The organism is Gammaproteobacteria bacterium (genome assembly GCA_029881255.1).
Lineage (GTDB): Bacteria > Pseudomonadota > Gammaproteobacteria > S012-40 > S012-40 > JAOUMY01.
Genome location: JAOUMY010000017.1, coordinates 14,312 through 36,675, shown reverse-complemented (window position 1 = coordinate 36,675; position 22,364 = coordinate 14,312). Strand labels below are relative to the sequence as shown.

25 protein-coding genes are annotated in these 22,364 nt (G+C 48.0%); 19 read left to right on the top strand and 6 right to left on the bottom strand.

From position 1 onward, the window contains the following. Positions 1-161 precede the first annotated feature (161 nt). Both dut and coaBC read right to left on the bottom strand, forming a co-directional pair. Positions 162-617, bottom strand: coding sequence for a dUTP diphosphatase (gene dut, locus OEZ43_20425; GenBank protein ID MDH5547950.1), 456 nt, complete (start codon positions 615-617; stop codon positions 162-164). Continuing rightward, positions 598-1,821: a bifunctional phosphopantothenoylcysteine decarboxylase/phosphopantothenate--cysteine ligase CoaBC gene (coaBC, locus tag OEZ43_20420; protein ID MDH5547949.1), complete on the bottom strand. Its 1,224-nt coding sequence runs from the start codon at positions 1,819-1,821 to the stop codon at positions 598-600. Before coaBC ends, dut begins: the two co-directional genes overlap by 20 nt. A 74-nt stretch (positions 1,822-1,895) precedes the next feature. On the opposite strand from coaBC, the gene radC reads away from it, so the two are divergent. The 19 genes from radC (at position 1,896) to OEZ43_20325 (ending at position 18,481) form a co-directional block, all read left to right on the top strand. Continuing rightward, the gene (gene radC, locus OEZ43_20415; GenBank protein ID MDH5547948.1) at positions 1,896-2,570 is read left to right on the top strand and encodes a DNA repair protein RadC; all 675 of its coding nucleotides are present in this window, start codon (positions 1,896-1,898) and stop codon (positions 2,568-2,570) included. After that, positions 2,536-3,369 carry a MipA/OmpV family protein gene (locus tag OEZ43_20410; protein ID MDH5547947.1) on the top strand — a complete coding sequence of 278 codons (834 nt, stop codon included), beginning with the start codon at positions 2,536-2,538 and terminating at the stop codon, positions 3,367-3,369. Before radC ends, OEZ43_20410 begins: the two co-directional genes overlap by 35 nt. Positions 3,370-3,477: 108 nt before the next feature. Then, positions 3,478-3,714 (top strand): 50S ribosomal protein L28, encoded by a 237-nt coding sequence (gene rpmB, locus OEZ43_20405; GenBank protein MDH5547946.1) that lies wholly within the window; start codon positions 3,478-3,480, stop codon positions 3,712-3,714. 17 nt (positions 3,715-3,731) lie between these two features. Beyond that, positions 3,732-3,887: a 50S ribosomal protein L33 gene (gene rpmG / locus OEZ43_20400; GenBank protein ID MDH5547945.1), complete on the top strand. Its 156-nt coding sequence runs from the start codon at positions 3,732-3,734 to the stop codon at positions 3,885-3,887. 131 nt (positions 3,888-4,018) lie between these two features. Then, complete coding sequence (locus OEZ43_20395; GenBank protein MDH5547944.1) at positions 4,019-4,591, top strand: hypothetical protein; 573 nt, start codon at positions 4,019-4,021, stop codon at positions 4,589-4,591. Positions 4,592-4,856: 265 nt separating this feature from the next. After that, entirely contained in the window at positions 4,857-7,778 is a 2,922-nt protein-coding gene (locus OEZ43_20390) for a hypothetical protein (protein ID MDH5547943.1), read from the top strand. After that, a complete protein-coding gene (locus OEZ43_20385) occupies positions 7,750-8,463 on the top strand; it encodes an SH3 domain-containing protein (protein ID MDH5547942.1) in 714 nt (237 codons plus the stop codon). Before OEZ43_20390 ends, OEZ43_20385 begins: the two co-directional genes overlap by 29 nt. Before the next feature lie 17 nt (positions 8,464-8,480). Beyond that, on the top strand, positions 8,481-9,128 hold the full coding sequence (locus tag OEZ43_20380) for an outer membrane beta-barrel domain-containing protein (protein ID MDH5547941.1): 648 nt from the start codon (positions 8,481-8,483) through the stop codon (positions 9,126-9,128). Between the two features lie 23 nt (positions 9,129-9,151). Further along, positions 9,152-9,670 carry an AraC family transcriptional regulator gene (locus OEZ43_20375; protein ID MDH5547940.1) on the top strand — a complete coding sequence of 173 codons (519 nt, stop codon included), beginning with the start codon at positions 9,152-9,154 and terminating at the stop codon, positions 9,668-9,670. A gap of 2 nt (positions 9,671-9,672) precedes the next feature. Continuing rightward, positions 9,673-11,124 (top strand): hypothetical protein, encoded by a 1,452-nt coding sequence (locus OEZ43_20370; GenBank protein ID MDH5547939.1) that lies wholly within the window; start codon positions 9,673-9,675, stop codon positions 11,122-11,124. Then, complete coding sequence (locus tag OEZ43_20365) at positions 11,121-13,955, top strand: tetratricopeptide repeat protein (GenBank protein MDH5547938.1); 2,835 nt, start codon at positions 11,121-11,123, stop codon at positions 13,953-13,955. Before OEZ43_20370 ends, OEZ43_20365 begins: the two co-directional genes overlap by 4 nt. Then, positions 13,933-14,538, top strand: a complete 606-nt coding sequence (locus OEZ43_20360) for a tetratricopeptide repeat protein (protein MDH5547937.1) — start codon at positions 13,933-13,935, stop codon at positions 14,536-14,538. The genes OEZ43_20365 and OEZ43_20360 overlap by 23 nt, the downstream gene beginning before the upstream one ends. 8 nt (positions 14,539-14,546) lie before the next feature. Further along, positions 14,547-14,816, top strand: a complete 270-nt coding sequence (locus OEZ43_20355; protein MDH5547936.1) for a hypothetical protein — start codon at positions 14,547-14,549, stop codon at positions 14,814-14,816. Positions 14,817-14,899: 83 nt separating this feature from the next. Continuing rightward, entirely contained in the window at positions 14,900-15,541 is a 642-nt protein-coding gene (locus OEZ43_20350) for a MotA/TolQ/ExbB proton channel family protein (GenBank protein MDH5547935.1), read from the top strand. Beyond that, positions 15,541-16,041, top strand: coding sequence for a biopolymer transporter ExbD (locus tag OEZ43_20345; GenBank protein ID MDH5547934.1), 501 nt, complete (start codon positions 15,541-15,543; stop codon positions 16,039-16,041). Before OEZ43_20350 ends, OEZ43_20345 begins: the two co-directional genes overlap by 1 nt. Then, complete coding sequence (locus OEZ43_20340) at positions 16,038-16,559, top strand: biopolymer transporter ExbD (GenBank protein ID MDH5547933.1); 522 nt, start codon at positions 16,038-16,040, stop codon at positions 16,557-16,559. The genes OEZ43_20345 and OEZ43_20340 overlap by 4 nt, the downstream gene beginning before the upstream one ends. A gap of 1 nt (position 16,560) precedes the next feature. After that, entirely contained in the window at positions 16,561-17,511 is a 951-nt protein-coding gene (locus OEZ43_20335; protein MDH5547932.1) for an AgmX/PglI C-terminal domain-containing protein, read from the top strand. A gap of 9 nt (positions 17,512-17,520) precedes the next feature. Further along, a complete protein-coding gene (locus OEZ43_20330) occupies positions 17,521-18,144 on the top strand; it encodes an alpha/beta hydrolase (GenBank protein ID MDH5547931.1) in 624 nt (207 codons plus the stop codon). 193 nt (positions 18,145-18,337) lie between these two features. After that, positions 18,338-18,481 carry a hypothetical protein gene (locus tag OEZ43_20325; GenBank protein MDH5547930.1) on the top strand — a complete coding sequence of 48 codons (144 nt, stop codon included), beginning with the start codon at positions 18,338-18,340 and terminating at the stop codon, positions 18,479-18,481. On the opposite strand, the gene OEZ43_20320 is transcribed toward OEZ43_20325, so the two are convergent. The 4 genes from OEZ43_20320 to OEZ43_20305 all read right to left on the bottom strand — a co-directional run bounded on the left by OEZ43_20320 (position 18,461) and on the right by OEZ43_20305 (position 22,333). Continuing rightward, positions 18,461-18,856 (bottom strand): hypothetical protein, encoded by a 396-nt coding sequence (locus OEZ43_20320; GenBank protein ID MDH5547929.1) that lies wholly within the window; start codon positions 18,854-18,856, stop codon positions 18,461-18,463. The two genes, OEZ43_20325 and OEZ43_20320, sit on opposite strands and share 21 nt — an antisense overlap. 1 nt (position 18,857) lies before the next feature. Then, a complete protein-coding gene (locus OEZ43_20315; GenBank protein MDH5547928.1) occupies positions 18,858-19,919 on the bottom strand; it encodes a hypothetical protein in 1,062 nt (353 codons plus the stop codon). Positions 19,920-20,012: 93 nt separating this feature from the next. Next, positions 20,013-20,549 carry a lipocalin family protein gene (locus OEZ43_20310; GenBank protein ID MDH5547927.1) on the bottom strand — a complete coding sequence of 179 codons (537 nt, stop codon included), beginning with the start codon at positions 20,547-20,549 and terminating at the stop codon, positions 20,013-20,015. Between the two features lie 119 nt (positions 20,550-20,668). After that, positions 20,669-22,333: an ankyrin repeat domain-containing protein gene (locus OEZ43_20305; protein MDH5547926.1), complete on the bottom strand. Its 1,665-nt coding sequence runs from the start codon at positions 22,331-22,333 to the stop codon at positions 20,669-20,671. Between the last annotated feature and the right edge of the window lie 31 nt (positions 22,334-22,364).

Here is a 22,364-nt window from a genome sequence, read left to right as displayed (position 1 = left end):
TTGAATTCAAATTCGTGCTATCCAAAACAGCAGCAGCATAAAGGTCGGGAGTTTGCTTTTTGAAACCGTAGGCGCCATGGACGGCGCCTTCGAGCCCACACGGACGTGTTCACGGCGAGTTTCAAAAAGCAAACTCCCGACCTTTATGCTGCTACTTCAAACTACTTCGTCCCAGAATGACCAAAGCCACCTTCACCACGCTGGCTTGCATCAAACTCATCAACAATCTCAAACGATGCTTGTACAACCGGTACGAATACCAACTGTGCCAGGCGTTCGCCAACTTCAACGGTGAAAGGCTTGGAGTTACGATTCCAGCAGGAAACCATCAACTGTCCCTGATAATCCGAGTCGATCAATCCGACCAGATTGCCCAACACGATGCCGTGCTTATGGCCTAGACCAGAGCGTGGCAGAATCACCGCCGCTAGCTTCGGGTCTTCAATATGGATGGCAATGCCCGTGGGGATTAAATGCGTTTCGCCCGGCTGAATTTCCAATGGAACATCGAGACAGGCGCGTAAGTCCATGCCTGCTGAACCGGGAGTCGCGTATGCCGGTAAAGGGAATTCAGTGCCGATGCGTGGATCGACGATCTTAAGCTGTATCTGTTTCATGGTACCTTTCTGCGATGAGTTCGAGTAATTGTCTGGCTAGTCGTTGCTTGCTCGATTTGCGCAACAACGTGTCGTTTTCCCGGGTGTAGACGTGTAATGCATTTTCGTCTGAATCAAATCCCGTATTGTTCTGCGCCGCTTTATCGCCCACCCAATTGGCGGCGATCATATCCAGATCTTTGCGCACCAGTTTTTCCTGGGCATTGGTGTCCAGGTTTTCTGTTTCAGCGGCAAAGCCTACGCAAAACGGCCGCGGCTTCATCGCGGCAATATGGGCAAGGATATCGGGATTACGCACGAGTTCGATTTCCAGGCTGGCGTCGTGTTTCTTGATTTTGTCGTCAGCAACCGTCTTGGGCCGATAGTCTGCGACTGCCGCTGCGCCGATGAAGATGTTAACACGTGAAATATGACTGCGGACTGTATCAAACATCTCCTGTGCACTGGTTACGCGATAGGTCTGGATTTCTTTGGGTAACACTATAGGCGAAACCGGTCCACTGACTAATACGACGTTGGCACCCATGTCATGGGCGGCGCGGGCCAGGGCGTAGCCCATTTTGCCGGAGCTGTGATTGCTCAAGTAACGCACCGGGTCGATGGCCTCGCGGGTTGGACCGGCGGTGATCATGACGGTTTTGCCCTGGAGTATTTTCGGACTGAATAAGGCAGCGGTGGCATTGGCCAGGTCTTCTGCTTCTAACATGCGCCCTTCGCCGGTCTCGCCACAGGCCTGGTCGCCGCTTCCCGGGCCGAAGATATGTACGCCTTGCGCACGTAGCAGGGTGATGTTGTTCTGGTTGGCCGGGTGTGCCCACATCGCGTTATTCATCGCCGGTGCAACAGCGACGGGTATACCGCGAGTGGCCATATATAGGGTAGACAAAAGATCGTTGGCCAGGCCATGCGCCATCTTGGCGATGAAGTCAGTGCTCGCTGGCGCAATCAATAACACGTCTGCCCAGCGCGCCAGGCTGATATGTTCCATGCCATCGTCGGGGCTTTGATAGTGATCGTGGTAGACCGGATAGCCAGATAGCGCCTGGAATGTCGTCGCGGTGACGAATTGCTGCGCGCCTTGTGTCATCACGACTTTGACTTGCGCACCTGCCTTCACCAATAGACGCACCAGCTCTGCAGTTTTATATGCTGCAATGCCGCCGGTGATGCCGAGTAAGACCTTTTTTTGCGTTAATTCATTCATAAGCGTTGAAGTTTACCGTACTCGCCGTTTTCAACAAAGATTCCGCATTACAAGAATGAGAAAGGAGCGGTGATATGCCTATTATGGACTGGCCTGCCGATGAGCGGCCACGGGAAAAGCTTGTCAAAAAGGGGCCGCATGCCCTGTCTGACGCCGAACTTCTGGCGATTTTTCTTCGAACCGGTATTGCAGGTAAGACGGCGGTCGATCTTGCCAGAGAGTTATTGCAGCATTTTGGCGGTCTGAGAAACCTGATGGCGGCGGGAGAGCAGGATTTTTGTGCTGCGAGAGGTTTGGGCCTAGCCAAATACGCGCAGTTGCAGGCGGTGCTGGAGATGGGGAGGCGACATCTTCTGGAAGCGCTCGATCGAGGGGATGCGTTTAGTAACCCGGAAAGTGTCAAACGCTATCTGCTGGCTCAACTACGGGATATTCCCCATGAAGTATTTGTGTGTCTATTTCTGGATAATCGACACCGGGTGATCCGTTTCGAGGAGATGTTCCGCGGGACCATAGATGGCGCCAGTGTCCATCCGCGGGAGGTGGTCAAGCGTGCATTGCACTATAATGCCGCAGCGATTATTTTTGCGCACAATCATCCATCGGGGATTGCCGAGCCGAGTCGTTCGGATCTGTCGCTGACCCAGCGCCTGAAGGATGGTCTCGCCCTGGTCGATATCCGGGTATTGGATCACTTTATTGTGGGAGACGGGATTGTTCATTCCTTTGCGGAGCACGGTCAGATTTAGCCTGATAGGAATACTACTGCTGGCCAGCGCCTCTACTGCGGCGCAAACCTTGCCCCGTTGGGAGATTGGCGGCGGATTGTTTGGCGTGCATCTCCCGTATTACCGCGGTGCGGCCAAATCGCGTAATCTGTTTTTGCCCTATCCGATATTGCGGGTCCGAGGCGATAAATATTCGGTGGACTCTCGCGATAGTGCCAGACGCTGGTTTCATCTCAGTGATCGTATGACCCTGTCGATGAGTCTGGGTTGGGGGCTGCCTGTGCCTAAGGAATCGACAGGGGCGCGTAAGGACTTGGACGGATTGCCGCCTTCTCTGGAGTTTGGGCCGAAGCTGTCTATTCGGTTAACGCGCAAAGGAAAACATAATCTGGATTTGAAGCTTCCCCTTCGTTTTGGGGTAGCCGCGGATTTTAGCGGGGTTTACTACCAGGGCTGGTTGGCCTCGCCTTATCTCTACTATTTATACCAACATTGGGATGGTGGGCGTTTCCGGGTTGGCGCGGCCAGTGGGTTCCGCTATAGCAACCAGTCGTTTCAGAATTTTTACTACGGCGTGCCTGATGTTTACCAGGCTTCTGGCGGGTATGGCGGCTGGTGGAACTCCCTGGCGATGTACAAACAAGTCGGAAATTTCGAGTTAACGCTTTATGTCCGTTACGATTTTATGGAAGGCGCTACCTTTGCCGATAGCCCCCTGGTGGAAACCCGTCGCTATCTCGCGGGAGGGGCTATTCTGACCTGGTGGTTCCTGCGTTCCAAGGTCATGGTACACGTCGATCAGCGGGATACTGATGGATAGCTCAAGTATTTGCGGTATGGGGTTTGAATCGTTCGAGGATTTCTGGTATAAAATGCGCCCCTTCGCCCGGAAGAACGAGGCGTTGCAGGGTTTTAGGAGAATAGAGCGATGTCTAAAGTTTGTCAGGTTACAGGAAAGCGCCCGATGACGGGTAACAACGTATCTCACGCGAATAACAAGACCAAGCGTCGTTTTCTGCCCAATCTGCAGGACCGTCGTTTTTGGGTACAGAGTGAAAGCCGCTGGGTAAGACTGCGTGTCAGCACCAAGGGTATGCGCGTTATCGATAAGGTTGGAATCGAGCAGGTTCTGACTGATATGCGCAAGCGTGGCGAAACGGTATAAAGGTTTAGGAGTTCAACATGCGTGAGAAAATCCGTTTGGTTTCTTCAGCTGGGACTGGTCATTTCTACACAACGACCAAGAACAAGCGCACGATGCCTGAAAAAATGGAGATCAAGAAGTTTGATCCCGTTGTTCGTAAGCACGTGACATATAAAGAAGCTAAAATTAAATAAGGTGTGTTTTTCGCCTTTTGAGAAACCCGCTGACAGGCGGGTTTTTTTATGCCTGCAGAAAGTTGTTGTCTAAGTAATTTTTCTATTTTTGCCAATATGTTAAATTAGGCAAAATTTTACGGAGTCGATGAATGAAAAAGTCAGTACTTCTTTTGTTGTTGGCGATATCTGGGTGGGGCGGAACTGCTCACGCAGCGAATGCGCTTATCAGTTTGAGTGACCATAGTGCCTTGATGAAATTCAACTTGTGGGTTGGTGGTCAGAGTTTTGGTCGTAGTGAAGCGGGTATGGGGTTGCTTTTTAACGACAGCCGTTCTTATCTCATTGAAGGATCGTTTCACGTCATTGACGAACTCGGAACCCGGGCGCCAGGTCTGGTGCTAGGGCTGGGAAGTAAGATTTACCTGGGATTTAAACCTGGCGTAAGCGCCGCTGCTCTTGGACTGGGTTTTAATCTCAATTACACCCTGCCAGCGGCAAATCGTGTTTTCGTCGGTATGGACGCCTACGGTGCACCCCCTGTTGTAACGGGGCTTGATGCTGATTGGTTATGGGAAGTGGCTGGATTAATCGGCTACAAGATCTTGCAAGATCAAGCGGATGTCTACGTTAGCTATCGCCAATACGGCGTAGAGCTGAAAAATGGCGCTGGCAAAGAGTATTTCGACAGTGCATTCCGGCTCGGCGTTAAGTTCATGTTTTAACTACGACTCAAAAAATTAATCCCAAGCTAAGCTACTCAATATAGGCTGTACTCTTTTATGGCCGTCTTGTTTAGGAATTCTCTGATTACGTCATTTGACGAGTGATAGCGGCAATTCTCACTTGTTACGACGTAATCGGCGGGGACTTAGGTTTTTCCTCGGAACTTGGGTAATCATTACAAGACAAAATCAATAGAACCAAAATACCTGAATGTGGGATTCCAGGCACAGGAAGACTGTCTGGATGTGATGGGAAGGAGGTCGGATGCGTGCCGCGTTCGTGGTTGCATTTTGCATACTGCTCTCGATACCAGCGACAGGTTGTCGTTATTTCGGCGGCGAAGAACCTGTTCTGGTCGACGAAAGCCGTCCTATTGCCTATATAAAGCGTCCCTACCAACAAAACGCAGGCAGTGTCGCCAGTCTCAACAATCCGGTTCAATATCATCCCGGAAGTGATCTATTTCTACGTGACCTGGCGATCATTGGCGGTAAAGAAAAAAATATCACCGGCCTGCTAACAAAAGGCGTTGGTGATGTTTCCGGTCCAGAGCCTTCTTATGATGGAAGAACGATAGTTTTTTCCATGCGCTGTTCTTCGCAAGCGGCGCAAGAGTGCGCCAACGACGATACCTGGAATATCTGGACTTATGATCTGAATACAGAACAGCTCAATCCGGTAATCAGTGATTTTACCGTGCGAAATATGGGTGATGACCTCGATCCCGTGTTTTTGCCGGATGGTCGTATCGCTTTTATCTCCAATCGCCAGCAAGCGAGTCAGGACAAACTTGGTTATCGCTATGTAGAGGACAATGGCAGTTTGCCTGCTGTCGTATTACATGTGATGAATCGTGATGGTACTCGAATCGAGCAGCTGTCTTTCAGCCAAAGTCATGAACGAAATCCGGTGGTGATGGATGACGGTCGCATTATGTTTAGCCGTTGGGACGAGTCCACAAACAATAGTCGCTACAGTTTGTTTACCATTCATCCAGACGGCGGTGGTCTTGCGTCTCTTTATGGTGCACATGGAACGTCTGAAGCCATATTGCATGCGAGACAACTTGCCGACGGTCGTGTCATTGCTACCGTTCTGCCGACTAAGAGCGCCTGGGAAGGCGGTGCGATTATGCTGCTCGATGTTAAAAATTTTTCTGAAGAAGATAGCCCCGCACCTGGTTTGAATGAACAGTTACGAAGTCAGTCCGGACAGACGAGCGCTACCATACATCGTGTACCAATAGATGATCGTGTCTCCCGATATGGGCGCTACAGTACGCCGTTTCCTATTCGAGACGGAAAGAATAACGTTTTGGTCAGTTACAGTTTTTACTCGGAAAGTGTCGACATCAATTTGAACGAGAACGATCAGTTTGAAATCAAAAAGCAGGAAGTGGCACCAAAATATGGCTTGTATATGCTCAATATTCAGGACAAAAGTTTGTTGCCGTTGGTGCAGGCGAGTTCGGAGTCAATAATCCTGGAACCAATCGCTTTGAGTGTGCGTAGTAAACCGCAAACCAGTATTGCGGGCGGGCAAACAAATCCTGGTTTGTTTTCCCCAGAAAAAGACGAAGGATTGATCAATATTCGCAGTGTCTACGACACAGACCGTCTGGGCTACATGGGCACTGAAGCATTGAGTCATGAAGAGCGCGCATTAAGCCCGATACCATTGACTTCGCCATTCAACCCGCTGGAAGACAATCGAGAAAAAATACCTGATCTGGCAAAACTTAAAGATCCTGCAGTGACTACAGCCGCGCAAAGACCCGCGTGGTTCTTGCGCGTGATTGAATCACAGTTTACACCCCCTGGAATTTCAAGAACCGCGATAGGCGAAACTGGTTATGGTATGCGCCGTATTAGCGGTTATGCGCCTATCGAACCCGATGGATCGGTGCAAGTGAAGGTTCCTGCCAACCGGTCCTTTACGTTGCAGGTGGTCGACAGGTATGGCCGAGCATTTCAAGCGCAGAGCAGTTGGTTGCATGTTCTGCCCGGAGAAACGCTGCAATGTAAAGGTTGTCACTCTCCGCGAGATAACACGTCGATTAACCAGTCTCCTGTTGCTGGTAGTCATAGAAACACGAGTTTGCGCGACGTAAATGGTTCGCAGATTATTGGTGCTGCTATTCAAGGGGAATCAATGGCGGAAACACGCGCACGTCTTGATCCTGCCAGTGTCGAACTTCGCCAGGAAATGATTTTTTCCGACGTTTGGACAGATGATGGCGTACGACCTCGTGATCAGATAGTTGATCTTAGTTATGCTCAGCTATTAACCCCGGCGCCTACAAATGGCGTGATTAACTTCAAAGAACATATAGCCCCGCTGTTCACCCGTGAAAGAACGGGAAGCGATGGGCAAAACGCGACGTGTAGTTTTTGTCACAATGGTGACTTTAGCGAAAATAATCCCAGTGGTCTTACTCTCGGTAACGGTGATTCGACGTCCGGTCGTAGTTTTTCCTATGAAAAGCTGTTAATGGGCGAAGTCATGTACGATACCGATGGATATCCGATGTTTAAAGACGTTGAGGGCGTGCGAATTCCTCATAGACAACTGCCTCTTGTTACGCCTGGATATGCCCGCGGAAGTTATTTGATCGAAAAAATATTTAATCAGGAACTGTTTGCTGATCGTGGCTTGCCGGACCACGGACTCGACCACAGTGGAATGATGACAGCGGTTGAAAAACGTCTCCTAAGCGAATGGGTGGACATGGGTGCGCAATTTGTAAATTCGCCATTTGATGAAAACGGGAATATCCGTAGCGCGCTTCCCACGCTAGATTTTGTGATGTTTGGGCAAACTGTAAAGCAAGCGTTTGAGGCTCGTTGTATACGTTGCCATTCGCCATATCTTGCTTCTGGAGAACCCAATGGATCACATGCGTCAGCACCGGAATCGCGTTTTGATTTGATCGGGGAGGTCAACGCCGATTTCAATATGGTTGCATCATATGTAAATGACGTAACGAATCCACCGAATAATCCGATAATTGCTGTACCCATGTTGTCAGAACTCCATCCGTTAAATCCTTCCGGCTTTCCTTACGTGAACGAAGGGGATAGTTTTTACAATATTCTGGTTGATTGGATTGCCACAGGCCAACAGGCAAATGGTACGACCTTGCAGTTGAGTGTGCCCTATGCATTATCGCCCAGCAATAATCCTTAGCCTGTTTTTCGCCATTGCAATGTGGGGCACGGCCAGCGACGCCCAGGAGAGTATTACGATCGGCGCTGAGTTCGTTGAAATGCGTAAAGGCCCTGGTGAAGCGTATCCAATATTCTACGTTGTTGAAAAAGGTGAAACAGTTACTCTGATCCGGCAACAAAATGAGTGGATGTTGGTGAGACTAAATGACGATGTCCAAGGCTGGTTGCAAGTAGAAGACGTGCTCAGTGCCGTTTATCGCCGCCCTGTCAATTTGCTAAATGCGCCGCTGGGACAAAAGAAAATCATTGCAGGATTTGGTTGGCTGGATGGCAGCGGGGTTTATGGTATCGGGGCGGGTTATCGGTTTTCGTCACGTGTTGGCTTCGGAGTGCACGTTGCGAGAATTATCAGCGGGATGTCAGTCAGTAATGTATTGCAGCCTCGCATAGATATTCAGATGTTTGAATACGCTCGTTTCAATCCGCTGATCGTTGCCGGTTTCGGCGTCATGGACAATGTTCCTGAAAGAAGTGTGGTCGGTGCCAGAGCGGCTCGTGCTCAGATCGCGAGCTACGCTGTAGGCGTAAGATACTATTCTTCGTCCGCGTTATTTTTCAATGTGCTTGTTGGTGGCAGTACAATCCAGAGTAAGACACCTAGCCAGCACTTCGGTGTTCGCATTGAGTGGGAAAACGCCTTTTAGATGTAGTGGTGGTTATATTGTCCAGACTGATAATTGTGGTTCTGATGTTACTAATCGTTCCGGTCGCTGCGGCGCAAGAGGAACGAGAAGCACTATTCGAGTTGTCAGGTAGTTTGCCTGACATAGAGCCGGATGTGCAGAGACGTGACGTAAAAGTGCCCAGCATTGATACAGAATTCGTCGAATTAGGGCTAAACGCAGGTACGCTGAGTGTAGAGGATTTTGGTTCGCATTTTTCCTATGGAGCGAAAGTTTCGATACACGCAACACGATCGATATTTCTCGAGCTAAATGGCGGGCTGTCTCAAGTTAACGATAATGTTTTTCGCCGCCTGGGTCTGCCTTTGTTTGGAAACAAGAGTACGCGGGAACTTCAATACTACAATGTGTTGCTGGGCTGGAATGTCCTGCCGGGTGAGCTGTATCTTGGAAAGGCATGGACTTTGAGTACATCGGTTTACATGCTCGCTGGAGCAGGTGACCTGCGGTTTGGTAATAAAAACTTTTTTACAATCTCCCTGGGTATGGGTGTTCGAGTGATGCCAGTGGACTGGCTCTCTCTGCGCGCTGAAGTACTCGGAAGTGAATATGAATCGGATGTGTTTGGTTTTAATAAAACCAGCCATAACTTTGAATCCACATTAGGCGTGAATGTGTTTTTCTAGGTCTTAAGCGAATGTATTTTGTAATGAAAAGAATTGTATTAATTGTCTTGCATATGCTTGTTTCGGGCTTTGCGTACGCAGAGAGCGCTGATATTGAATTGCAGTTTCTTGATGACAGGGCGATCGAAATCAAACGTGAGTTTATTGATATCGGAAAAGACATGCATATATTTGAACGCCAGAATACGTTTCCTGACGAACAACGGGTGTCTGTATTTCTAACCGTTGACGTTGGCGAATTTTTCCGCCTACATTCGCTCAAGATAGTGATCGACAATGAAACTGTAGCGCAGAGAGACTATCACGATCACGAAACTGACGGATTGGAGAAGGGAGCAGCTAACCGTGTTTATATCGGAAATTTTGCTCAGGGAGAACACCGGATGACAGCCTTTATAGAAGGTGTCGGTCCACGCAATCAACCTTACAAGAAAGCTTTGCGGTATAAATTTATGAAAGGTGCGCCCCCCGTATTCTTGGAGCTACGTTTGCGAGATAAAGAATCGAGATTGCAGCCGGAAATGTTGGTAAAGCAATGGTAATAGTGAAGCGTAAAGTTCTGCTGTCTGTATTTGCTTTGGTCCTGAGTGTTTCAGAACAGGCGATAGCTGCCACTACAGCTCAGGAATACGAGCTTCGTTATCGTGATGTGTATTTTCACTATTACTCGAGGGACTATTTTACCGCGATAACCAGAGGGCTAGCTGAGCAGGAGATGCAGCGCCTTGCGACGGATAAACGTGACTTTGACTTGTTGCTGGGTCTGCTTTACTCGGGCTACGGTCTGAAAAATGATGCCGAAGCTATGCTGACTCAGGTAACCAAAAGCGCGAAAAATAGAGTCAGACTTAATTCGGCTCGATTCTATCTTGCTCGCCAGTACTATGAAGATGGACAAGCGGAACGTGCTTTGTCGTTGTTATCGAAAACGGATGGAGAACTGCCGGAGTTTCTTGTATCACAGTCGCTATATCTGAATTTCTTTTTGATGGCGCAATTAGGCAGATCAACACAAAGTGAAGATGCGTTAAAGAAACTAAAGAACTACCCGTACTGGTATCAATACGCGGCCTATAATCATGGTGCCTCTCTAATCAAAGCTGGCGACTTGCAACACGGTATCAGTTTCCTGAATGAAGTTGGCGAAGATGAGAGTAAGAGCCTGGAGATGCGAGCGCTCGCGGATAAGGCAAATACCGCGTTGGGATTTCACTTTTTAAAAGTGAATCAACCTGAGCAGGCAGTGAACTATTTTCAACGTGTAAAACTCGATGGACCATACTCACATAAAGCCATGCTGGGATTGGGTTGGGCATACTCACAGCAAAAAGACTACGAACATGCACTCACGCCTTGGCTGCAACTTGCCCGTGGCGCCGTACACGAGACTACAGTGCAAGAGGGTGTTTTAGCCTCTGCGTTTGCGTTACAGAAAATCGGCGCTCAACAGGATGCGCTAAATAACTATGAGAACGCCATCGCCATTTACCAGATGCTCAAAGATAACATTCAGATTACCACGCACAAAATTCGCAATGGTGAAATTACCTCTGCGCTGATTCAAGGTGAAGATTTTAGTGATGCCGCCATTTCCGACCGACTCGCCACAGTGCTAAAACGCGACCAAGGCCACTTATTAGGTAAACTGTTGCAAGAGACACACTTTCAGAAAGCCTTTCGACAATATCGTGATCTGCGAGATCTTTCCGTAAGACTCCAAAACTGGAAGCAACAGGTTCGTCCTTATGTCGGTTTAAGAAACAGCAGGAACCAAACGGCGCAATCGAATGGTCCTGCTGTTAACCCGGATATATTGTGGCAACGCCTCGAGGAAAGAGGAAAGCGGCTCGAATCATTATTGAAAGACTATGAGCTTTCAATTCAGAGATTAATGGTTGAGGCTCTGGACAAGCAGCATCTATTTGTTAGTAACTACTTGAGTCAGGCACGCTATGCTGTAGCGCAATTGCTGGACGAGCAGGTGCCGCGAAGATGAAATTGAGGTCTCTAATTGTCTTAGGCGCTATTGGTACGTTGATCATCAGTGGATGTACAGCAAGAGGCCAGGGTACGCTAAAAGGCCTGAGTCATAAGCCATTAGATGTTGAGAAGACCAAAGTCGAAAAAGTCGAAACCGGGCGTGTTATGAAAAGATATCGCCAGTTTCTCGACGATGCGCCGGTAAATCATCCTCTCTACTCTGACGCATTAAATCGTCTCGCAGATTTAGAAATGATTGAGGGTGACCGCAAACAGTTTATCGATCAGGAACAGCAATACGCTGAGGCTGTTGAGGCCATGACGGATCCGCTGGATATCGATGGTACAAAGAACTACGAAAATGCGATTGCGCTTTACGAAAACCTTCTCAAGGCTAAACCAAAAGACCGGCGTGCTGACTGGATTATGTATCAATTGTCACGCGCATACGAGCAAAGCGGAAACCTGGAGGGGGCCGCGCTAACGTTGCAAAGGCTGTTAGCAAAATATCCCCGTAGTCAGTATATGCCTGAATCGCGCTTCAGACTCGCAGAGTTGCTATACGTTCTTCGGGATTATGAAGCGGCAGGAAATGCATATTCGCGGGTTTTAGAATTGGGGAGTAATACGCCTTTTTATGACAAGGCAGTCTACAAACTTGGATGGGCCCTGTTTAAGCAAGAAAAATACGAGAATGCGCTGCAATATTTCTTTATAGAACTAAAGCTATTGCCAGTGGTTTATGGCGAGGACGATCGTATTCAGAGCAATGGGCTATCTCAGTTACAACGTGATTTATTGAACGACGTTTTCCGTGCGGTTAACTTGTGTTTCTCGTATTTAGGAGGCGAGAGAGGTGTGGTCGCCTTTTTTCAGCGTAATCCTGATCCGCGCCTCGAATTCGAAGTGTTCTCCCGCCTCGGGGAATTCTATATGGCGGCAGAACGTATTGAAGATGCGGCGGAAACTTACGGGCTTTATGTAAGTCGACACCCAGGAGAGGTTCGCGCTGCGGAAATGCAACTGCTTCGACTACACGCCTATATGCAAGGAAAGTTTTCTCAACGCTCAATACAGGCGAGGGAAGAATTCGTCAAATTGTTTGCCTCACAACAACGATTCTGGGACTCATTGTCCTTAAAGCAACGTCGCACATTTGGGCTTAAGTCCCGAGACCTTTTATTGGAATTGACCAAGCACTATCATGCCCGCGCACAAAAGACGAAAAAGAATGAAGATTACGTTTTAGCCACAAACTGGTATGAAATGTTGGTCCGACTGTTCCCCGGTGAGGATACGATTGAGCAGCAGATACTGCTTGCTGAGCTGTATTATCAACAGGGAGATTACCTTAAAGCCCTAAAGCGTTTTGAAGTCGTTGCCTACGATCTTCCTAAGCGGGATCGATCATCTGACGCCGCTTATTCTGCTCTTTTGAGCTATGACCACCTAATTAAACGCGCATCCAGGACGAACGAGAATGAGATGAAGTCGGGCTATACTGAGAGTGCATTACGCTTCATTACCTGGTTTCCCGATGATCAACGTATCATGACTATACGCTCCAGTCTTGCTGAGCGACTCTTTGCTCTGTCTCGGTTTGATGAGGCCTTGTTGCAAGCAAAGGAAATAGTTCGCATGGATAAGCGGGCTTCCAAGAGTGTCTTGTCGTCAGCCTACTTAGTTATAGGTCATATTGCGTTTGACAAGCAGCGTTTTCAGGAAGCAATTAGTAGCTACGAAAAGGTTTTAAGTCTCGGGGCTGGAAAAACAAACCAACAGACAATACGCGAACGAATTTCCCTTGCCAATTTCAAAATGGCTGAAATGCAACAGCAGAGTGGTGACTTTAGTCTGGCAGCGAATACATTTCTTCGTTCCGCTGAGACAGCGACAAGTTCTGATGTGAAAGCCAAGGCAGTATTTGATGCTGCAACGGCATTTATCAATCAAAAATCATGGAAAGACGCAATTCCTCTGCTAGATCGATTTCTCAGCGAATTTCCTAAACATGATCTGATTAGCCAGATTCATGAAAAGCGTGTGCTGGTCTATCAGGAATTGCAGCAGCCCAAAGAGGCTGTTGAGTCAATGTATTGGCTGGCAATGCGTGAGCGTAATATAGAACAGCAGCGCACTTTGTTGTGGGCAGTAGCAGAAACATACAAGCAGGCGGAAAATTTACAAAAAGCTGTTGAAGTCTATGAGAGATATTTGGCTACCTTCAAACAGGCAGATGAGCGCGGTTTAGAAGCACTAAATGAAATGGTCGCACTTCAGCGTAGGCTGAAAAACAGAAGAGCAGTGTCGGATCTTTATTCTGATATTGTCAAATATGTTGATTCTTCCAGTTTGAAGAATACCTCAAGAGGTCAGTATCTTGCCGCGCAGGCGATGTTTGTGCGAGCTGAGAAATCACTGGCCGCCTACAAAAAGATACTTTTGACCCTTCCTCTAAAGAAGAGTTTGGCACGTAAGCAGAAGTCGATGAAGCGAGTTTTGAACGACTTTGAAAAAGTAACGTCTTATTCAGTAGCGGAATACAGTACTGCATCGACGCACCGGGTGGCAGAGGTGTATGCAGACTTCGCAAAATCAGTAATGAATTCTGTTCGTCCTAAAGGTCTGAAGGGTGACGAATTGGAAGCCTATAATCTGGAGCTTGAAGAACAGGCCTATCCGTTTGAAGAGAAGGCAATAGAATTGTATCAGGTAAACGCCATACGCATTAAAGATGGCTTGTACGACGACTGGATAAAGCAAAGCCTTGCTTCTCTAAGTCGACTTCAACCGACACGATATGGCAAGGAGGAGCGCATTGAAAGTGCATTCGACGGTATTTACTAGTGCGTCTTTGGTTTTCATATTCTTGTTGACGCTATCTTGTGCCGGTAAGCAGGCAAATATTCCCAGGCCGTCACAGAATATGGGTATGTTTCAACAGTCAGTTTCTCCTGAAACAAAAAAATCTCTGGCGGAAGGGGCAAAGCTATTAAGGGCGCGCCAATACGGCAAGGCGGAGAGTATCTTTCTGAATTTGGCTAAGGCCAATCCCCAGTTGCTCGTACCGAATATGAATCTCGCCTTGATTTATTTGCAACAGGAGCGACTGCTCGAAGCAGAGTCAATGGTAAGAGAAGTATTGAAAAAGAATTCGCGACGTCCTGAGGCATACAATCTTCTCGGTGTGGTGTTAAGACAGCAGGGTCGGTTTGCAGAGGCAGAGACCGCCTATAAGTATGCATTACAGATAGATAGTCGCTACGCTGGCGCGCACATGAATATTGCGATTTTGTACGATATTTATCTGCTCGATTACGAAAAAGCGAAACGCCATTATCGTGCGCTGGCCGAGTTGGAACCGGATCAGGAAAAACAGGTGAATGCCTGGTTGGCCGATATGTTACAGCGCGCACAGGCGAGTAATTAGGAGGCGTTATGATAAAACGTGTATTTGTGTTGCTGGCCTTGACAGTTTCATCAGTCGTAGCTGAAGAAAAGATTCAGCTGGATACAGATAATGTTATCGGAAATGAAGAGGCTCCTAAGGCCTTATATGTTGTGCCTTGGCGTCCGCTTCAGCCTGTTACAGCGGCAGGTCTTGAAATAGAGAGCATGCTCGATGAGGAACTTGAACTGGTTGATCCGAATGATTTTAAGAGAAAAGTTGAGTTATACAAAATAAAGCAAGCGGCGAGCGTTAAGTAGACTCCATGGGAGTTGCCTATGCCATCGCTTGGCCGAAAAAGAGTCAATGGTATTAGTAGTAATTGTTTTTAGGCGGAGGGTATATGGAAACATATTCAGTAATTGTGAAATTTTTTCAGAGCGGTGGAGTGTTTATGTATCCGCTCATGCTGGTGTTTGCGATTGGTGTTGCCATCACGATTGAGCGTTTTCTGTTTTTATCAAAAGTAAGACGCGAAAATGTCTCCTTGTGGAAAGAAGTTGAGCCCCTGGTCAGCAGTAAGCGTTTTCGTGAGGCATTTTCACTGACGTCGCAAAATGTCTATGGAATTGGACAGATGCTGTCATATGGTTTAGCTCGGGCGCATAATAATCGCAGGGTTCAGGAGATTGAAGCCGCAATGGAAGAGGGCTTGATGGAGTCTTTGCCCAAGCTTGAAAAGCGGACGCACTATCTCTCGACATTTGCCAACGTCGCAACCCTGATGGGCCTGCTTGGTACGATTATTGGTCTGATACAGGCCTTTACCGCAGTGTCCAATGCCGATCCAGCCGAGAAAGCAGACCTATTGTCTTCAAGTATCTCTGTAGCCATGAATACAACTGCATTTGGCCTGATGGTGGCTATACCACTGCTACTGATATACACCTACCTACAAACCAAAACTAATGAGATTGTAGATGGGCAGGAAATGGTCGGCGTGAAATTTCTCAATATTATTTCTTCACAGAATGGGCATGAGTAATGTTGGCTAGAATCAGACGCCGTAGACGTAAGGCCAGTTCCACAGAGCTGGATATTACGGCATTTATGAATCTAATGGTCATACTAGTACCGTTTCTATTGATCACAGCGGTGTTTTCGCGTGTGACAGTGCTCGACTTATATCTTCCGCCGGAGTCGAGCGGTGAATCATTAACGCAAAACCGTTTTCAGTTGGAAATCGTGATTCATAAAGACGACGTTGTCATACACGAACGTGGTAGTCGCTTTACTAGAAAAATAGAAAGCAACAAGAATGGGTACGACTTCAAAGCATTGGCCGATACTATGGCGACCCTAAAGCAACGTTTTCCAGCGCGTCGTGATGCCACGATTCTGGCTGAACCGGATACTGAATATGACACCCTGGTACAGGTCATGGATGCGGTGCGTATGCGAGCAAATCCCAGAGGAAGTGAGTCAGCGTTTGAAGAAATGTTTCCCGACATTTCTATCGGTGACGCGCCAGGAGGGGCTTCATGAGTCTTGGTGGCGAAAGTTTAGGCGCGCGTGGATTGAGGAAACGTGATCGGGATAAACGCAACCGTTGGGGAAGTGCGTCACTAAATCTTGTATCACTCATGGATATTTTTACTATCCTGGTGTTTTTTCTTTTGGTTAATTCATCGGATGTAGAAACGATATCGAGCAAGTCTTCAGTCAAGCTGCCTGAGTCCATCTCGAGCAAACGTCCGGATGAAACGCTGGTTTTGCTGGTTAACAGCAGTGATCTGTTAGTACAGGGGAGAAAAATTGCCTCTATCGCAGATGTTGAAAAACTCAATCAATCGTTGATCGTTCCATTGCAAACAGAATTGCAGATTCAGTATAAGCGTCTTTATGGCGCATTGGGTGACAAAGTAGAGACTGGCGCGATTACGATCATGGGGGATAGAGAAATCCCGTATCGTCTCTTAAAGAAAATAATGATGACTTGCGCAGATGCCAATTTTGGCAATATCTCGCTCGCAGTACAAAAAAAGGCAGTAAGTGAGTCGTAGTATGATGGCTGCAATACGCTGGCGTGGTTTTGCAAATACACAACCGGATGAACTGGATAGTCGATTCCAGCGCATTGTGTTACGTGTGGTCGCAGTATTTGCTATCGTCAGTATTGTTGTACCATTCTTGCCGGTACGCGAAATACCGCGCGAGCAACAAATCAAAGTACCTGAGCGCGTGGCCAAGGTCATGATGGAACGCAAACAAAAGATTGAAAAGCCACCAGAACCCAAGCCTCTTCCCTTACCTCCTGCGCCTCAACCGGAGAAGCCGAAGGAACCACCACCGAAGAAGCAAGTCGCGAAGGCGGAAAAGCCAAAGCCAGTTCCTCCTACGCCAAAGCGGCAACCCAGTGCCAAGGAGCGTGTGGCCAAAGTGGGTTTGCTAGCCATGCGCGACGAGTTGGCGGCACTGAGAGACACGCCTGAGCTGAAGCGTATGACTAATCCCAGACGCAAGCTGAGTAACGAAGGTAGCGTAGCGGCAGTAAAAGAAAGCAAGCCGGTAACAAGAGTGGTTAACAAAGGTAGTGGCGGCGTAAGTACTGATCACTTGACTCGCGACACTGTTCAGACAGCCTTAAATGAGCGGGAGCTTACCAAAGTCAAATCAACCATAGTCACTGAATCTGAAAAAGATGGTAAAGGTAGCTCGCGTGTTGCCCGACGTAGTATGGAAGAAATTGAGCTCGTACTGGAGCGAGTGAAAGGCAGTTTCCAAATTCTATACAATAGGGAACGACGCAATAATCTGTCATTACGCGGTACGGTATTGTTTGAACTGGTCATCGCGCCTTCTGGCAAAGTAACAAGTTGCAAAGTCATGCAGAGCGAGCTAAATTCACCCCAGTTGGAACGTAAGCTCGTCGTCAAACTTAAATCGGTCGATTTTGGGGAACGAGATGTTGAAGAAACCATGGTTACCTATCCGATCAATTTTGTTCCCTCATAGAAATCTGATATGAAAAAAGCTGAAAAGCCGATCGTTGTGCTGATTCACGGAATCTGGACACGCGCCGGAGTCATGCGTTTTTTGGCCCGTTTTTTCCGTCGAGCTGGTTACGATGTTATCAACTTCTCTTATCGAACTGTAAGACGTTCACCTGAGGCAAATGTACTTGCTCTGCACCAAGCGATTACCAGTTTAAATGGAAAGTCTTTTTCAATCGTGGCTCATAGCCTTGGTGGTCTTATTGCCACGCAATATATTCGTCAATATCACCCGGAAAATCTGCGCAGAGTGCTAATGCTGGGCTCGCCGCTACAGGGTAGCAAAGCCGCGCAAACGCTAAATCGTTCTTCCATTGGCAGAACAATGCTTGGTAGAAGTGCGGATATACTCGTCAACGGCGTAACGCCGTTGGAGGGCTATGATATCGGCTTGATTTCAGGTGAAAGTCCTCTTGGATTGGGGCGTCTGGTGACAAACCTGGAAAAACCATGTGATGGGGCGGTATCTGTGTCGGAAACTTGTGCCCCATGGTTGACACAACATGTTGTGATGCGTAGCAGTCATACCGGAATGTTGTTTTCCCCACATGTGGCCAGCAGGGCTGTACAGTTTCTTAAAACGGGTCAACTCTAAGCGAATGGCAGTTTTATTTCCCCTTCCAGTCCAAGTGTTTTGCCCTGGAATGATTGTAAGCGCATACTACTTTCGGGTAAGGAATTAAAAGAAATACAGTAAAGTTGGCATTTTCTTGCACTCGAAATGTTAAATCCATCAAGGAACGGACGTTATAGAGGATGCATAACGGACGGTCTTATAGGGGTGCATCATGTTAGAGGTCAACAATAAACGGTCATTCGGTCATCAGGGCTACCAGTCACGCCTGGTAACGGTATTTGGCATCATAGGCGCGATTAATCTGTTCAACCTTGCAGTATGCGTGGTGTTGTTTTCAGGACAGATTGGCGGCTGAGCGGCGTATGCTGCGATAACTCCAATACAGCAATAGAAACCCGGTTAGAACAGTTATTAGTGAGAACCAGGCGGGAATTGAGTAGCCAAACGCCGAATGATTCTGTTCAAAAATGCTTGTTGCCAGTGCGATATTGCATAGAATATAGCTAAGAAAAGTGGCGATGATTTTGCGTGTTTCAGAGAATTCCCAAAGCAGAAATGCACAGAGTAGTGTGATGATAAACCAGCATAGCTGCAGCCACGAAAAGGCGATATTGAAATTGCTTTGTTGATGTACGAGAAAACTCATCCCATCTGCAATCTGTAATCCTCCCATTATCAAACTAGCGCTCAAAAAATGCGCGTTGATGCGTCGTTTTTGTTGTATTTCCATTTTAGAAATGTAAAGTAATTGATGCGTCCGCGGACGGGCTTAAACGTTTGTAGTGATAGCTCATCACAGGGTGAGGGTAAAGCGCAAGGTCAACGATAAATGACCTGATACGCCATGTCAGGCCGGCGCTGGGTACTAGTGGCGCAGGGAGGTCCTGTCTTAGATTTTGGCTCAATCCGGTGCGAAGTATGATCGGTATCAAAACTCCTCCACGCCATGTAAATGGATTTGAATCATAGTTTACACCCATGCGCAGTAATTGCAGGTTAATGGCATATTGTCCGTAGAGACCGGAAAGTGACTGATAATCTGCGGATAGTTTCCAGGTCTTGTGCGCCTGCCACGAAAAACCTGCAACAATGTCACGTGGAAAATTTGTGTCGAAGACCTGTGTGTCGATCTGATCACCTTGAGTCACCGTCGTGTCTACGTGCAGACGCGTATTGATGTCTCTAACGTTGAGCGCAAATTTCAAATCTGATGTGAGTTGAACCTGCGTGCCTAGATTCACCGCGATGGCGATTGCCTCTGTTTGTGCCGTGTAGTTCAACTCCGGGGCGCTGAGCGTCGAGCCACACAAGTGAGAAACGCAACGTACCACGCCAATGCTGGCACCTACTGACCATCGGCTAGCCGCGCCTGGCGCGACAGCCAGGCCGAAACGAAAGTCTCTGGTTTTAGAACGGCTGTCTCCATTGAAATCATCCGGTACCGCAGGTAAGGCAAACCGTAAAAACAGGTTTTCAAAACTGTCGTTGGAGAATGCGCCAGACGTGGCAACATGCAAACGTGGCAGCCACGCAAACGCATAGGCGACTCTCATATCGGAGAGTAGGGTAAACTTCGCGCTATGACTAATGCCGATAAAGTTGAACGTCTCGAGCGATGCATCTAACTGTCTCGAAATGGCAATTTGCCCCGTTGTGGACCGAGCGAGACCCGCGGGGTTCCAGAAAAGTGCATAGATGCCGTCCACGTCAGCGCTGACTGCGCCCGCTTGCGCAATATGCGCGGGGCCTACGCCCATAAGCAGGTCACTACCCTCGGTTTTAAAAGTCGCCACTGTGGTCTGAGAAAAAAGTGCAATAAATAGGCAGATTGATAAACGTAAAAACGTAAGCATATCGTTGTGAAGCGTGAGTTTGTTTTCAGAGCTCTATAATGCAGGCGGTGCCGCCGAATGATCAACCATTATAAGCTTGTCTGTGGCAAAACCCTGTTCTGCCAAACGACCACGAATCTCTGAAAACAATTGGTCGTCGATGGTTGTGGTTCGCGACATTATCCACAGGCTGTCTCTGGTGTTACCGCAGATGACAGCGTATTGATAGTGCGTTTTGTCCAATGCAATGATGTTAAATGCGCCATAGATAGGTCCGAAAAATGTGACCTTCAGACGTCCGATATTTGTCGACTCAATCGGATATCCACGACCTTCCGCGTCTTCCCAGCGTTTTCTCTTTACATTGTATCCGCGATTGACAACTCTTACTCCGCCGTCATCCCTTTTTGAATAGGTGGCGGTAATATTCTCCAGTCCTCTTTCGAATGTGTTATCGAGTCGGGCTATTTCATGCCATTTGCCGAGAAAACGTTCGAGTTCAAAACCGTCAACTGCTTTGAGCCCTTCGGGTATGGGTGTACACGCGCTGACAATCAGGCAGAACGAGAGCAAAGCAAGATATTTACGCATAAGTTTTGGGGGCTCGGTTAGTAATGCCGCATTCTATGTGTTTTAAAGGATATTGTTAAGCAACACATGTTCCAGCGGTAGTTCTTTCGCTAACACAGGAGAGTGCGTAACAAAAAATTTTACACTTGTCCCTTGGGGAGTTCGAATGTTAATGCCGGGACGCCAAATTTCAATAGTAATTGCACGACTTTTTCCTGGTTGTTGCGACTGGCAATAAATAAAACGTCTTCACCGTCCCGGTTTTTTTTGTAAGTTGCAGCGCCGCTCTCAAGCAACAATTCTACAATTCGCAAATCTCCCGCCTGGGCGGCAATCATGAGTGGCGTCCAGCCGGCGTGGCTGGTTTGATCTTTGTTGGCGCTTTGTTGCAGAAAATAAGAAACAATATTGTGGTGGCTTCGGTCGGTGGCAAACATCAGTGCGCTCCAGCCGAGCCGTGTGGTTTTACTAACGTCGGCACCGTTGGTTAGCAGCGCTACGCAAATATTTCGATGTCCATTGGTAGCAGCCACCATAAGCGGGGTCATTCCACGGCTGTCACCTTCATTAGGATTAGCCTTGTGACGCAACAACTGCGCAATAATACGTGAGTATCCGTGTTTGGCGGCAATCATCAGTGGCGTGCTGTTGTTACCATCTTTTTCATCGGGGTTGGCACCCGATGTCAGCAACAGTGACACGGTTGAAGGACGGTTTTGTTTTATTGCCAGAGTCAGGGGAGTATCATCAGTACGTGTCAAACGGGTATTGTTTTTCGCACCATTGCTGAGCAATGTTTTGGCAATCGCGCTTCTACCCTCTTTGGCGGCAATGTGTAGTGCGGTATAGCCATTGATGTCACGTATCTCAGTTTTGGCGCCTGCGCGTACCAGTAGTTCTACTTCTGGCGTGCGCCCCTTGATCGCAGCCAGAACCAATGGAGTTCGTCCATTGGCTTCACGCTCGTCAACATCTGCTCGTGAATTAATCAAAAAGTCGACAATCTCCGTATAGCCGTTGTTGACGGCAATATGTAGCGGAGTATCGCCATTTAGATTGCGTTGATTAATATTAGCTCCCTGCTTGAGCAGCATCTTTACCAAATTGATGTTGCCCAACTGTGTTGCCAGATGTAGCGCGGTATCATTGCCATTATTACTCAGGTTGACTCGACTACCCGAGCTCAGGAGCGCGCTAACCGTGTGAGTATGCTGCTGAAGAACCGCTTCCATTAATGGCGTATAGCCGTTCTCGTCAGCAAGATTGACGTTAACATTCAATTTGAGGAGTTCATGTATTGCGATATTGTTACCGTTGTGAGCGGCTATGCGCAGGGCCTGTTCTGGGGAAAGCAATTGGTTCGCATCTTTGATGGCCTTGGTCAATCCCATGGTTTCTGTGGGAACGCTTTCGAGTTTTTCCCTGGCGACACGGTCTTCATTTTTTGCCGCGGTTTTATACCACTGGGTTGCGGCATCGAACTGGCGTGGGGCGCCACGACCGTGGTGTAAAAAGTATGCGGTTAAATATTGTGCGCGAGCATGCCCGCCCTTTGCCGCTTTTTCAAACCACTCAAAAGCCTGTTTTTCAGATTGCTCTACGCCTTTGCCATTGCGGTAAAGTCGGCCTAATAGATATTGCGCTTCGGCGTCACCCTTTTCGGCCAGGGGTTTCCAAAGCGCCAGGGCTTGGGCATAATCGCCGATTCGAGCAGCGTCCTTACCTTGCTCAAGTACGGTAGCGGCTTCCAGTGTAGCCGCGAATATTAGTGAGGAAGCGAATAAGTATATGTTTTTAAACTTCATTCTGCTCAGCGCCATGGATGTCTCAGGATTA